The organism is Paenibacillus sp. FSL R5-0914 (assembly GCF_038004525.1).
Classification (GTDB): domain Bacteria; phylum Bacillota; class Bacilli; order Paenibacillales; family Paenibacillaceae; genus Paenibacillus_AQ.
This window is the reverse complement of sequence record NZ_JBBORH010000003.1, coordinates 1,241,048-1,256,469: the sequence shown is the minus strand read 5'-3', so window position 1 is coordinate 1,256,469 and position 15,422 is coordinate 1,241,048. Positions and strand designations below refer to the sequence as shown.

Annotated in this window: 4 protein-coding genes; all 4 read right to left on the bottom strand. The window is 45.3% G+C overall.

Annotation, left to right across the window (positions count from 1 at the left end; translation table 11 throughout):
• Window positions 1-20: 20 nt before the first annotated feature.
• The 4 genes from MKX60_RS28705 to MKX60_RS28690 all read right to left on the bottom strand — a co-directional run bounded on the left by MKX60_RS28705 (window position 21) and on the right by MKX60_RS28690 (window position 15,371).
• Complete coding sequence (locus MKX60_RS28705; RefSeq protein ID WP_341061651.1) at window positions 21-4,901, bottom strand: discoidin domain-containing protein; 4,881 nt, start codon at window positions 4,899-4,901, stop codon at window positions 21-23.
• Between the two features lie 96 nt (window positions 4,902-4,997).
• Window positions 4,998-8,963 carry a family 20 glycosylhydrolase gene (locus MKX60_RS28700; protein ID WP_341061650.1) on the bottom strand — a complete coding sequence of 1,322 codons (3,966 nt, stop codon included), beginning with the start codon at window positions 8,961-8,963 and terminating at the stop codon, window positions 4,998-5,000.
• A 94-nt stretch (window positions 8,964-9,057) separates the two neighbouring features.
• The gene (locus MKX60_RS28695; RefSeq protein ID WP_341061649.1) at window positions 9,058-14,214 is read right to left on the bottom strand and encodes an endo-alpha-N-acetylgalactosaminidase family protein; all 5,157 of its coding nucleotides are present in this window, start codon (window positions 14,212-14,214) and stop codon (window positions 9,058-9,060) included.
• Between the two features lie 143 nt (window positions 14,215-14,357).
• The gene (locus MKX60_RS28690) at window positions 14,358-15,371 is read right to left on the bottom strand and encodes an S-layer homology domain-containing protein (protein WP_340968507.1); all 1,014 of its coding nucleotides are present in this window, start codon (window positions 15,369-15,371) and stop codon (window positions 14,358-14,360) included.
• Window positions 15,372-15,422: the final 51 nt, after the last annotated feature.

Here is a 15,422-nt window from a genome sequence, read left to right as displayed (position 1 = left end):
GTTCAGGATGTTAGCGTGTGTTATTGAGTTACGATTTGTTTCGCTAATTGAGCAAGATCTGTAATATCGATCTTACCGTCACCATTCATATCCGCACGCTTCGCTTGCTGCCAATCAGGACTTGATGAATCTTTGCCGTAGTGTGCAGCAACGATACCCAGGTCACCAATGCTGACTTTTCCGTCGCCGTTAAGATCGCCTGATATTCCTGTTTGTTCTGGTTTCACTTTTACAGAGATTGTAGCTGGTGCAGTTGCGGTCTCTGCTCCGTCTTCATCACCAAGCAGTACCTCTGACACGCTGATATTAACGGTAACCGTCTCAGATACTTCTTTTGCCTGGAATGTCAGCTCGGCAATTTGTTGATTTCCGCTTAATCCGTATTCCGCACCTTCACTCGCCATAATCAAACGAAGCTTTCCAGGTGTTTTAATTGTCTCTTCAACAATCGCAACACCTTGGATCAGTGATTTAGCGGACACATAATCCATGCGGTCAGCATCGTACTGAATGGTGATGTCCTGTGCAAATACCTTCCCGGAGATATTGTTCACATCATACCGGACAACAAAAGGCTTGCCGGAAGTAACGGATGCATCAGCACTCAATACGGCTTGCACTTGAGCCGTTTCCTGCTGCACTTGATACACTGTTATCTCGGCTGCGGATGCGAATTCACCCACGCCTTTTACAGCTTCCAGCTTAATGTGAGTCGCTTCCACCGGAGCGAAATTCACTTCCTTGAGCTGTTTGCTTCGCAGCCAGTTCCCGCTTGTCATGAGCGTGTAATTCACACCATCGGTGCTTGTGTACACGTTGTAAGCAGTAATTGTGCCATTGCCTTCATCCGGCCGAGGTAAGTATCCTAGCTTGCTGATGGTATACTTTCCGCCCAGATTCACCATTATTGATTGCGGAAGTGGATCAACGTTAAACCACTTCGTATGCCAATGTGTATCCGGATCGCCGTCCAATGCCAAATTCGGATCGTTTTCGCCTGCTTCATAGCTCGTAGCTTCTGCACTCATTTGACTTTGCGGAATTTCGGTTAGGTTGCTCTGTCCAGTAACCGTCACCACACTTGTTGCTGTAAATCCGCCTTCTTCCGTCGTCGCGGTAATCGATGTCGTACCCTGCCCTTTTGGCGTGACCATTCCCTTACTGTCTACGCTGGCAACACCAGGATCGCTGCTTACCCACTTAACTGTCTTATTACCGGCATTCTCAGGCTCAATGCTCGCTTTCAATTGAACCGGTGCGTCCAACGCCTTAAGTGAGAGTGTCTCACGGTCAAGCTTTATGCCAGTAACCTTCTGTCCGTCTTCCAGCGGGATGCCGAACAGCTTGAATTCACGAATAGCAGCCTTTGATTGAGCATCAGGCAGTCCGGTGATCGTAATTCTAGCGAATCTACCCTGGCTTCCAAATGTATCCTGAATGGTGCCAGTTTCCTGATTATTCGTTCGATTCGTTACTGTAATCCAATTGGAGTTCGCGGTTTCCCGAACTTCAATTTTGTACTGATAAGCCTTGTTACTGTGTTCAAAAGAAACTTCGGAGGATTTAATGGAATGCATCATACCGAGATCAACCGTCCAGCTATGGCTATTGTTCTTATCCGCTGCTGACCAGAATGTGTCCACATTCCCATCATTAGCGAGGCCAGCCGGATGCGCTTGATCCTCACTGTCCGCTGTAGCAGGTTTACCTTCTGAAATCAATCGAACTTCAGGAGCTGCCTTCGGCGCCTCATAGACATCGACCTCCGAAGCCGAAGCGAACCCTCCAAGTGCAACAGCTGCTTCAAGCTTCACATAGCGGGCGGAAATACTATCGAAAAGGATGTATTTTTTCAAGTTGTTTCTGAGCCAGGTACCACTGGATACCTTCGTATATGCTTCTCCATCTGTGCTGACGTAAAGGTTGTATGAGGTAATGGTTCCGTTCCCAGCATCCAGACGTGGTGCATACCGGAATTGGCTAACATTGCGAACCTTACCTAAATCGAGAATGATGGATTGCGGGAGCTTATCGGATCCATCCCATTTCGTATGCCATGCGGAATTCCGGTCCCCATCAATCGCTTTAGCTGCTTCCGCACCAGGCTGAAAGCTTTTCGCTGAGGCTGTCATCTCATTTTTAGGTATCACTGTCGGTGAAGGCTGTGATAGATCACGATACAGATTGATCTCTGCAGCAGATACGACACCCCCAACAGCTTCTGTCGCTTCAAGTTTCACAAAAACAGCTTCAACTGTATCAAAATTCACCGTCTTCTCTAGTTTGTCATCATTCCATTGTCCACTGCTTACGAGCGTATAGTTGGTTCCATCCATACTCGTATACAGCTTGTAACCTGTAATTGTGCCGTCTTTGCCACCGTACTGTCTTGGCAAGTATTTCATTTTATTCACATACTGTTTAATCCCCAGGTCTAAAGTGATGCTCTGCTTACTTCCAGCATTTGCTGAAGAAAGCCATATCGATTCATAGCTGCCATCCAGCACATTAGCTGCCGGCGTATCCGAAGCCGCATTCGTTGCAGTTGCAATCATATCTTCCTGCGGAATACGACTTGGGTCTGTGTCCACCTGAGGCAGCTCAATTTTGACAGCATCTACAAGTGGAGTCGTATCTGCTGTAAAGCCTGCGACTTTCACAATAAATTCCTTATCAGTGGATATGGATGGTGTTTTAATGTACAGGATGCCGCCTTTATCTTGCTTAGCATAGTACCAGCCACTTGTTGCGCCATCCCATGCTGCTTTGGACTGCAATTCAGGATAGGATGTTCCATCTACAGAAACAGCCTCCGGGTGATCTGGCATGTGGATTGTAAACTGATTCTTACGTGACTCCAATTTGCCTTTATAGTCACCTACGCTTGCTCCAACCTTGATAATCAAGTCTCCACTCCCTTGCTCAGGAGCGGTGGAGGTTATTAATGTTTTGGCAAATTTGCCTGTACGATGCTCCTTCGATATACCATCATCTTCATAAATCGTAAAGCTTGACGATTTATAAGGATAAATATCATAAGTAATTGGATCAGGAGGAACCTGACCGTCGTATAACGATTCAGGATACATCGGGATGATAGCCCCGCCCTTTACTAGAAGCGGCAAGCGATCCAGTGGAGCATTGTATTCGTCTAACATTTTTGAACCGTAATGTTCTTCTCCTGTCCAGTAATCGATCCATTTTCCTTTCGGAAGATATATTCCGTTTCGCATAGTCGTGTCGGTATATACTGGCGCAACCAGAAACGATTCCCCAGACATGAATTGATACTGTGTTAAAGTTCCTTTGGAGTTCGGATCATTCGGATAAGAATAGATCATTCCCCGCATGATCGGAGCCCCGGACTCGTAAGACTCATTGAGATAGGTATACAAGTATGGTGTCAATTGCTGTCTTAGCTTCAATGCATCCCTGTTATAGCTCGTATAAGGTTCTCCCCATACCCAAGGCTGCTTATCTTTGGCTGCCCAACCAGACATGTTCATCAGGATTGGAGTGAAGATCTTCCACTGTAAGTCTCGAACGTAGGTTTTAGCGCTTCCTCCGAAGATCCCATCAATATCTCCGGTTGAGTAAGGCATCCCAGATAGCCCTGCTCCGATCATCGACGGGATATGGAATCGAATGTATTCCCAGTTGCCCGACTGATCTCCGGACCATACGGTAGAATATCGCTGGGTACCTGCCCAGCCACCAACGGACCAGACATAACCTCTGTCATCAGAGTTATCTTCAATTCCTGTAAACGCCTGTTTGCTGGCGCCCAGGGCGAAATCGTATCCAGGTCCCACCCAGGCAACGTCGAGTTTAGCCAGCCTTGTACCCTCTACTCCAACTTCTTGCGCGATTTTATCAACACCATTTTGAGTCCATAGTCCGGTATAGAAACCTTCCTTGTGTAGTTCGTCAACGGTGTTGCCTAGATCCGTATAACCGCAACCATATCCGTCATTCGGTAAAATCCAGGCTCCAGGCATATCATTTTCCCGATATTTTTTAGCAATAAGGTTAACGACATCGGAGGTCTTTTCTGGATCTCTGTTGTAACAATCCGCATCACCAAGTCCCATACCCCAACGAGGAATCAAGGATGGTTTACCTGTAAGATCTGTATAAGCGTTCAAAATATCTTTCATTGTCTCACCGTAGAAATAATAAGCATCAAACCGATTTTCGTTATGCGTCAGCTTGACGGTCGAATCAAAATCATAAGTACCGCTTTGAAAAGTGTTACGAAGCACTCCATATCCTGCAGTACTCAAGTAGAATGGTGCAGGATTCGAAACCGTGCCGCTTCCCCAATCCCCATAGTTGTTAGCGATAGTAATTTTGCGATCACGATGATTGAAGAATCCATTCTGCATACCGCCGCCGTAGAAATATTCATCCTCACCCCGGATAAGCTGTTGTGAGGCTGACTGTCCGTTATAGTTCAAGCTAGCAGATTCTTCCCACACCACCGTTTGGTTGTCACTTTTGTACATGGCGAACTTCAACGGATTTTTGTAGGCTCTCAGCACGAATTTTCCTGTTTCCATCTTGTAATACGTACCTTCATCAGACCACTTTACATTAACAGGTCCGAAATCATCCTTGATGACGATTGGCTCGATCGGCTTTTCCGCGCTTTTTCCTGTCAATTCCTTGAATTGCCCGTTCACACCAAGCCAAATCCGGAACATATCCTCCCGCTGAAAAATCACTTTTATCTTGTCAGAGCCTGACGTAATCTCAAACGTGTTATTATCTTTCTTTACGAAGTCAGAAATGTTACCAACGGAAGCACCATGGGCGGTTTCCGGGCGAATCATGAGCCCTGTAACCATAAGAATCATCAATGCCAGCATCCACATACCAAAGCGATTATAAATTGATCTCAATCCATTCCCTCCATTCAAATGAAGCGGCAAGACAGGATACAGCCTCCACTGTAGTTTGAATTCCTTGTCTTGCCGCTTGGATTCAAGTTGCTATTGTTATTCGATAACAATGTCTTTAGCTATAAGCACCAGGTCCGTCAGATCGACCTTGCCGTCACTATTGATGTCTGCCCGTTTCGCCTTATCCCAATCTGGGTCTGCAGAACTCTTTCCGTAGTTAGCTGCGACAATAGCCAGATCGCCGATGCTGACTTTGCCATCACCATTCAAATCCTTAGAAGGTTCTGGCACTGTTGTTGTAAACTCCACCTGAGCCGAGGAAGTAGCTGCGCTTGTTTCCTGTCCTTCGCTATCCCCAAGCGTTGCACGCTTTACAGTAATACGTCCGGTTTGGGGCTCTGTCAGATCCTTAGCCTTAAAGGTAATCTTAGCTACATCAACATCCCCTTTAATCGCACTCCCTGAACCTTGGCTAGCCAGAATCAGACGTACAGTGCCTTCTGTATTCTTCGTCTCAAGGATACTCACGCCGTCCACCAACGCATTAGCGGATACATAATCCATTAGTGAAGCGTCGAATTCAATCGTGATATCTTGGGCGTACACCGCCTTTGTAACATTGTGGAGACCTATCGTTATGTCGAAATTCTGACCATAAGGAACGCTTTTCGGAGCAGCTAAACTTGTTGCCACTTCACCTGGAACCTCCCTAGCCACTGTAATCTTACTCACCGCTTTATGTCCTCCGGATACGGTAGTTGCAGTAATATCAGCGGTTCCTGCCTTTAACGCAGTCACGACAGCTTTCCCGCCTTGAACTTGAACAGTCGCAATAGCTTCATCGCTGCTATTCCAGGTCACCTGTTTATTCGTTGCATTCCCCGGTTGAAGTGAAGCACTCAGCGTTTGTGTTTCTCCGGCCTTCATCGAAATTTCAGTTTTATCCAGCTTGATACCGGTTACCGGAACTTCAGGAACGTTATTGCTGTACATAAAATTATCAAACACGGTAACTGAAGGACCGAATACTCTAGCCCCCATTTTCCCAGCGTCTGTTGGGATCTGTGCAATAGCATCATCAAAATAAGTCGTTCCATTGATAATCAGCGCTACATGTTTCCCTTCAAACTTCACTTTTACGGTCGATGTTGTGCTTTTTTTCAATTTGGCGGCCTGAGCATTGGTCAATAAACCATAGGAATCCTGAGCGTTCACCCAGTACCAAGCACCTTGATCAAAGCCTATAGAAGCCCAAGCATCATTATTGACATAGCGCAAAATAACACCCGTTCGTATAACATCACTCTGCGGCGTAATCTTAAACTCGATCTCACCATCTCCAATGCTCGGAGATTGCTGATCGATAAACAGATTATTTACACTGTTGGAGGTGAACTTAACGGCATGCTCGCCCGCTTGATCAGGTGCTTCTACAAGCTCCATACGTCCGACACCTTTACCGATGACATGCTCCCAGCCTTCGAGCGAGTTATTCTCAAAGCTCGCTGAATATCTCACAGGCGCTGGAACTTCTACAGGATCATCGGGGTTAGGAGCGTAGACTTCAAATTCATACATGGAGTAACCATAGGTTCCCACTCGCTTCGTACCTAACATTCGGACATATCTCGCTTGTTCAGTTGGGAATTTGACAATCTCTACTCCGCCAACGCAAGCGTTAGTCGTGTAAACGTCCCGCCAGTTCTCCGCATTATCGGATACTTGAACTTTATAGCCTTTGGCATAAGCACTTTCCCATTTGAAAATAACCTTGCTAATGTCAGTACTTTGGCCTAAATCAACATAGATCCACTCGTTGTCGGTATATTTGGAGGACCAGCGAGAAACACCCGTATCAACCTCATCCACTACAAGACTAGCCGGAAATTGAGGTACTTCGACGGAAGAAGCTACTGCTGTTTTGTGAGCAGCTAAATTGATGGTCCAAGCGGGTGATCCTGCTTCCTCCGCAATTTCTTTTCCTGATAGTACCCGATTAAAAATCTTGAATTCATCCAGTAGTCCAGTGAATGCTTTGGATGAACTGCCGATTATAGCCGCAGGTAGCATTGTCGTTACAGCAACAGAGCCTTTTAGATCTCCATCAATATACAGAGAAGTTCCATTTAGATCTCCTCTGAAGGCAACATGTACCCAGCGCCCAACTGGAATCGCTGCATTAAAGCTGTAATCATAGCCCTCTCGGGTGAATCCGGCATTTGGTGTCCCTTTCTGCTTCAGCTTTATTGCACCATATTCGGATTCCATCAGTATTTTTTCATCCGCTTCATGTTGATCATCAAGCTTAACCCACGTGGACACCGTCCAAGGGAAGCCCTTTATTTGAAGCGGTGTTTGAATATGATCTGAAGTCCCTGCAAACCGTACGCCTTTTCCTGTTTTTCCATCATCCACGCGAGTAACGCCAGCTCCTAATGTAGCATCATAGGAATTTCCGGACTGATCAGAGACCGTCTGCGCGCCTTCTTCAAATGGATAATGAACAACAAGATCAGTGGCCGTATTCACTTCATGTAATAAATTCGTTCCAGGACCTTCGCCTAGCTTCGCTGACAACTGCTGGAACTCGGTGAATGTGCTGTCCGTGGACTGGCCTCTCCACATCTTTTCTGCAAGGACAGGCATCGCTTTCTTCACACGATCGTGGACGTCCGCCTCACTTACTTTCTTGCCCATCATATCGTTCCAAGCCCCAAACATCGCACCGAGCAGGTTCGGCTCACCTTCCTGCAGCTTCGTATTTCCACCAAAGTTCGTTGGGTCCCAGTTATTAAACAACCACTGAGAATCCAGATAATCATGGTAATATCCAGCTTTCGGTACAATGTAGAGCGTGGAATCCACCGTATTGATAATTTTGAATCCATCTCTCACCGATGCTACCGGATCTTGCCAACCGTTATTCCAGGCGTTTACGGCTATATCCTTATCTACTACCGTGGTACCCGGGAATGCATTCAAGCTGCCCCACATTCTTGATTTCTTTCCCTTGCTCTTTAAGTGTTCGTTCATCGTGTTCAAAAACTCGCGATACTTCTCAAATGTAGTCCGATCATTAGGTGCGAATTCATCGCCTCCAAAATGAACTGTTTCTGAATCAAACCATTCCCCATCTAAATATTCGTCCCATACATCCTTGATGAAATCGACCGTTTCCTGACGTGTAATATCCAGATGATCGACAGGCAAATTATCCTTAACCAGATCTGGTCTAACCTTTGTAAATGAAAGAGCATGGCTGGGGGTATCAATTTCCGGCGTGATGTTAAGCCCCCGTATTTTGGCGATGTCCTGCAGTTCACGCATATCCTGTTTCGTGTAGTGTCCATCCTTTGCCGTTAATTCCGGGTACTTGGTACTTTCTAAACGGAAAGCCGTATATTTGTTCCAATGCTCCCGGCTGTTATCCTTAAAAATCTCGTTATCGTTCAGATGGAGCTGGAAATCATTCATTTTGTAGTAGGACATAAATTTGGCGTAATCCTTCAGGAAGTCTATCGTGAAAAACTTGCGTCCTACATCAAGCATAAAACCGCGTTCTCCATACTTAGGAAAATCCTTCGCTACCCCTTTTACAATGCTGGTCTTCTCAGGATCTTGCTCCAAAATTTGTAGTGCCGTTCTTGTTCCATAGAACACACCGGTCTCGGTGTTTGCATGTATTTCCACATAATCTCCTACTTCAAAGTAGTAGCCTTCCTTGCCAATCGATTCATCAGCTGTCTTATCGAGCCTAAGCAGGAAGTCCCCTTTAGAAGCAGGCTTATTTTGAACAATCGGTAAATCGTATCCGGTTAATTCCTTAAGATCCTCTTGAAAGACCTCTGCGGTATTTGGTAGTTGGCATAAACATTCGTCGGTGGGAATTACGATTCTGGAATTAGCTGTCATCTTGAAAGAACCACTACCACCAGTCCACTCTTGTAAACTAGGTATCACTTTTGGTTTAGCGTTCTCTGCTTCAGCTGCTGCTGCAACTGGTAGTGGAGTAGAGTAAAGCACTAGACAAAAAACTGTAAGGGCGTACACCCATTTTTTCATCTGTCATCCTCCTACTAGTCAAATCATCCCTTTTGAAAAAAACCAGGTACATCATGTTTAGTTACTCACACATGTACCTGGCCTATGATCTTGATTACTCTACAATTTTGCGTGCTATAATAACCAAATCTTCCAACCCGACTTTGCCGTCACCGTCAATATCTGCTTTCTTCGCTTTCTCCCAATCTGGGCTTGCTGTAGTCTTGCCGTACTGCGCTGCAACCATTGCCAGGTCACCAATCGTTATTTTGCCGTCACCGTTAATGTCGCCTTGCGTTCCTTTCTTACCAATCTCTACATTTACGGAAGAGATCGCTGCCGAAATTTCTTTACCCTGATCATCTGAAATGATTGCACTCTTAACGGCGATTGCCCCATTTACCGTTTGGTTAACTTCCTTCGCTTTAAAGGTTAATTCGAGGACATCTGCACTGTTACTAATTCCATGGGTCGCACCTTCACTTGCTACAATAAAGCGAAGTTTACCTGGGGTGCTGTTGATTGAATCAATAACGCTTACCCCACTAATTAACGAACGCGCCTCAACGAATTCCATAACATCCGCGGCATACTCTAGGGCGATGTCCTGCGCAAAAATCTTATCAGATAGATTCCGTAGTCCATATTGAACTTTGAACACTTCTCCTGGCTGAACTTGACTTGGCGCTGTCAAAGTAGAGGAAGCTTTTAACTCACCGTCTGTTTCTGTTACGATAACTCGGCTGGTCGCAGAGAAGCCCCCATCCATTGTTGTTGCCGTAATTACGGTTTCGCCTACCTTCAATCCCTTAACTAGAGCATGACCTTCTTGCTGTTCAACGGTTGCTACAGCTTCATCACTGCTGCTCCAGAGTACTTTTTTATTCGAAGCATTCAGAGGCTCTATTACAGCGTTCAATTCGCCCGTGCTGCCTACTTTAATCTCTAGCTGTTCTTTATCCATAGCGATGCCTGTGACTTTTACTACCTCTGCCTCATCCTCCGTCTTGAACACATTGAGTTCTGCAGCAGATGCGAAGGTACCCACGCCTTCTATAGCCTCAAGTCTCAAATGTGTTGCTTCTACAGCTGTAAAGCGAACAATTTTTGTGGTCTGATCGAGGGACCATGATCCATCTGCAATTTTTGTGAAATTCGTTCCGTCAACACTCGTGTACAGGTTATAGCTTGTAATCGTTCCATTGGTTCCAGATACTCTAGGTGAATAATTGAATTGATTAATGTTATATTTGCCTCCGAGGTCCAAAGTAATGGATTCCGGTAAGTGTGCCGGGGTCCATTTCGTATGCCAGATTGTAGACATATCTCCATCGAGTGCAAGACTCGCTTCACCTCCAGGCTGGAAGCTACTCGCCGTTGCAGTCATTTGCGATTGTGGAATTTGCGTGTTAGGCATATACACATTAATCGTCGAGGCTGCACTTTTTTTACTTCCATCCTTTGCGGTAGCAGTAATGATGGCTGTTCCCGCTTGAAGTGCAGTAACTTTTCCGGCCTGATTCACCGATACAATTTCCGGATGGTCAGAAGTCCAGAGCAGTGTCCGGTCCTGAGCATTTGCTGGTTTTACCTGAGCGCTAACAGTGCTTGACTGTCCTTTGTTCAGATCCATCTTATTTGGCGTTAGTGTAATAGTCGAAACAAGTACACCTTCCTCCGGAACGATCGCACCCTCATCATCGACTCGAATGTTATCGACCACCAGCGTACCGGTTAACTCCTTCTGACTGTTCAGCTTGTTTTTGATAATGGCCAGATAGGCATCTTTCGCCCCTTCGGTTGTAAAAGATAGATCCAGCGTGTCGCGTCCTTCTTTCAAATTCTCACTCACCAGATCACGAACTACCCCATTCTCCTTCACTCGAATAGCCACTGTGTACATATCCATCTCATCTGAATTGTAGTCCATCGTCAGATGGTAACGGTTATCCTCCTTCATTCGGAGCGTGTGAGGCAATGTACGCAGCCATTCACCGGTTGCATCTTCATTCGTTTTAAGCGACCAATTACCATCCAGAACATAATTCATGATCTGATTGTCGCCTTTTTCAACTAAATGCGTACGAACTGGACCTATTTTAGAATAAACGAAGGGACCCCAGCCCTCATCAACGTTCTCGAAATCCTCGAACAATACAGAATTACCAGCGTCAGTCTTGGTTGGATTCTCCCATACTCTTACATCGTCAAAGGTTACAGTCGAACTTCCATCTTCTACATTCAAATAGAGATTGGCGGTCTCACTAACCGCATCAAAGGTAACCTTAATCCGCTGGAAGTTCGTGCTCACATATTTATGCTGCTGGGCTAAAAAGCCATGCTCTGTGTTATCCAGTGTATTGACAACCTTGTCAGCCCCTTGCTTCACACCGATTTCCACGGTGCGTTTCCCATCTACTTTCACCCATACTGATGCAGAATACGTCTTGCCCGGTGTAAGTCCGGTAATCTCCTGCTGAATTACTGCATCACCAGGACCCTTCACTTGAAGCTGGTCATCGGCGTTACTGTTCTTCACAAATTTAATGTGATCATCACTTGCAGCTGTGGAAGATTTCTTCCAGCTACCGAATGTTTGGCTGTCAAAGCCAGGGTCCTTTACCGAACTCCCTTCGCCCCATGCCATTTCCGGCTCTTCAGCAGCTGTTGTCTTATACAGGGCATAACCAATCCCCGGCTGCGCGGTAAGTGTGACTTTACCTCCAGTTACTTCTACACTGCCAACATGCTCACGTCCTAAATCTGTCAGCTTATACAACTGTGCCGTCGTTACGTTACTCCATGAGTCTGGAAGACTCCAAGTCGTTTGGCCACCCGCTGGATTCCAGTGATAGATTTTATCTTCTGTCTCAGGACTCCATGGAATAAAGACCGTACTGTCACTAATGTTGCTGCTATCTGTCATGATAGCGATTTCACGACCATCCTTACTTAAATGGATCTTACCGTCCTGCTTACGTTCAACTACAACCTTCTTTTCAAAATCAATACGGTTATCGGTCATCTTGATGATCGGGAAATGCTGCATATATTTTGTTGGTAGATTGTGATTGAAGAATGCCGCACTAGTTGATTGGTAGCTGTAGAATGGAGCACTGTTCTGCCAGTAACCCACCCCTACCTGCTTATTCCCTTTCAGTAAAGGGGTTGTTAAGAAGCCATCCAGCGATTGATTCCGTAGGAAACGGGTAACCTTGCTATCGTCACCTTGGTTCGGGTACCCCGGATCTGTTCCCCAATGAACCCAAGCTGCCTGCTCAAACAGAGGTCCTGCAAATTCTGTTCCGAGCATCCAGCCGTTACCGTTGATATAATCTGCGAGTTTCTTCGCATTGTAATCGGCACCATCATATACATCCACATATACAAACGATAGGTTGTCGCCTGTGTCGCTTTTCAGCATATCCAGACGTCTTTTTAATTCACCGGATTCCACATCTTTGGTTTTGTTAACATAGAATGTTTGATCCAGCCAGCCCCAACCTTTACTCAATGGCTGATTCATATTTTCCATTTTGGTGCCGAAAGCATCCAGCGCGTATTCTGTTGCGTTAATGTGTACACCGCCGCGGATATTGTATTTCTTTCCTTCACTCAAAATATAATTAAAATCCTTCACTCCACCCTGACGGATACCGATATGACCGCCGTAATCTGGGTGAGAGTCATCATGACCTTCCGCTTGATATCCTTTGAATAGAATCAGCTGTCCAAAGCCATCCGTGAGATTAGAGATCTTCTTCGCATTATCAAAAGCACGCAAGAACGGAGAAGTTGTAGTAGATCCGATGTTCATGCTGATATAAGAGATATTGTCCCTTATCATTTCACTGCCGGTTGGAGCATCCGTATTCTGACGATATACAATAGCTCCATCTTGCCAGTCAACAACTTTGTCTCCATTCGCATCTGGAGTCAGTACAACCTTAGCCCAAGGCAGTGGCTCCGGATCAAGCACAGTACTTCCACGATAAACCCATGAGCCTCCTGATAACGCTGCTTTCTTCGTATGGAGTGCTGTATCATCGCCTACCTTAATACGTACCTTATCAAAACCATTTACTACATTGGTGATTACACTCGCAGCTAAGACGTCGGAGTTAACGAATGCGTATGCACGACCCCCACTCACGTCTGCTACTCCTGTCTTAAGATCGTTAAATTCGTCCTGTACAACGTTCCAGCCCCCAGTTATCCGGACAGCCGTTTCCTGCGCTGTAGGCTGGGTTCCAATTACAGAGACAAGGTCATGATCAGGGAATTCGATCGTTCTTACTTTTTCAGTACCATTCTCTTCAATGCTGGCCACTTTGAACTGAAGAATGTTATCCTGAACCTCCATTTCAACTTTGAGATTCACTTTAATTTCTGGAATCTGAAGCGTGTAGGCTGCAGACTCACCATGAGTGGCATCTGCTGCTTTTTTACTAAAATCAGAAGCGACTATGAAATAGGACTTCTCGTTGATTTTTATCTCATTAAATCCATTTAACTGTCCATACATTTCCGCGCCGCTGTCTAACCATGTGTATTGTTTAACCCGAGGGAACTCTTTATCGATTTCAACCTTCATGGTGTCAGAGCTTAGAGTTTCAGTAATCGTAATCGGCCTCGGTACTGGATCAGTGGATACAATTGGAGTTACCTTCACATCGTCAATCCATAGGGTCTTGTTATTAAACCAGCTGCGTAGTCCAATCTTCCCTGCACTTGTCGATAATGAGGGAAGACTCGTCGTAAGCACGTTATTGCCATCGATCGATAAAGCTACGCTACCTTTCTCATAGCGCAATTTGAGGGTATACTGTTGGTCAGCAGCAAAGGTAAAACTAGGAGCCGTAATATTTCCATACGATTCCGTCCCTCCTTTCATTGCATCCCAGCCCCAAGAACCCGCATCATATTGGATAACATTGTAGTTATTGCTATCGACGAATCGGTAGACCAGTCCAAATCGTGTGGCAGGCTGACTAAATTTTAACTTCACCTCATATTCAGCATTGGCAACCTGAGGTGAATCTTGGTCTGCTAAAATAACAACCCCTTGTGTCACCGCCTTAACAGCACCTTGATCCGCCGAAAAAGTAGTGGTCCCCTTAGCTGCAGCCCATCCCTCGATGTTGCCATCATTGTAATCTCTGAAATACACGTCCGATTCTTGAGCCGCGAATACGGCTGCCGATGGCAAGCCAAGCTGTACCCCTAGCAACAACGTCAATAGCAAGCTAACCGCTTTGTAACGTTTTCTCATCTCTATGACCTCTTTTCACTTAAATATAAGTAGAATGAACATTATCAATTCACATATTTCCTTTAATTGTATGTTTTTGACATCACAAGGACATAATGAGCCCTCCTTCCATAAGAAGGTGCGTCATTATATGTTTTTTTGTATTACTTGGAATTTAACAATCGCTTGATAACAGCGGCTGATTCCGCTCTTGTAGCAGATTCTTTTGGTGCAAATGTAGTCTGAGTTCTACCTTTCATTAATCCAGATTTCAAGGCAAAGCCCACCGACGCTTTAGCCCACGGGCTTATTTTACTATCATCTTTAAACGCAGTGGTGGAATCTGAGGCCATACTATCGACCTTTACACCGGAAGCATAAGCTTTCGCTCGCATCAGCATCGTTGTCATTTCTTCACGAGTAATGCTTTTTTCCGGAGCAAATTTCGTCTTGGACAAACCACTAATAATTCCGGCTGCATAAGCTTTCTTTACCGTATCTTCGTACCAAACTCCTGATTTCACATCCGTAAACGGATTACCTCCAGAACCTTCTTTAAGATCTAATGCTCTGGCTATAAGAGCTGCGAATTGTGCGCGAGTGATGTTATTATTCGGGGCAAAGCTGTCGGCATCCATGCCTTCAACAATTCCTTTAGTGACCATTTCCATGATATCTTGCTTCGCCCAATGTGAGACGATATCGCTGAAAATCTTGGTGAATGTTGAGGATTGATTCGGGGTGAATTCCTGATCTTTCAGATTACGATCAAGAACCTTTAATGCGGTCCATTTTACTGCAGTTGTACCAGCCCTTTTAGCTTTAAAGGTAATCGTGGCAATGTCCAAATTACCCTTTTCACCATTCACATTTCCGATCTTGGTATGGGCTATCGTAATTTCATTGTTTTTCACGATTGGAGATACAGAAAAGCCTTTGATCTTCGTTTCTGCTTTTACAATCTCAAGCACTTTCGGGTCAAAATTAAATTTAGCTTCATATGCGTATAAGTCTTGAATATCTTTACCCTTTAATGTAACGGTGAACGTAGAATTAGCAGATTCAGTAGCTGATGTCTGCATCTCGAAGTCAGAGACTTTTTCAGCATGGACTGTACTCAACCACATGGAAGAACATAACGTACAGATTAGTGCGAATGTGAATCGTTTGCGTCTCATAAGAACATCCCTTCACCCGTGAATTTTAACTCCCCCCTATCATATGGATTT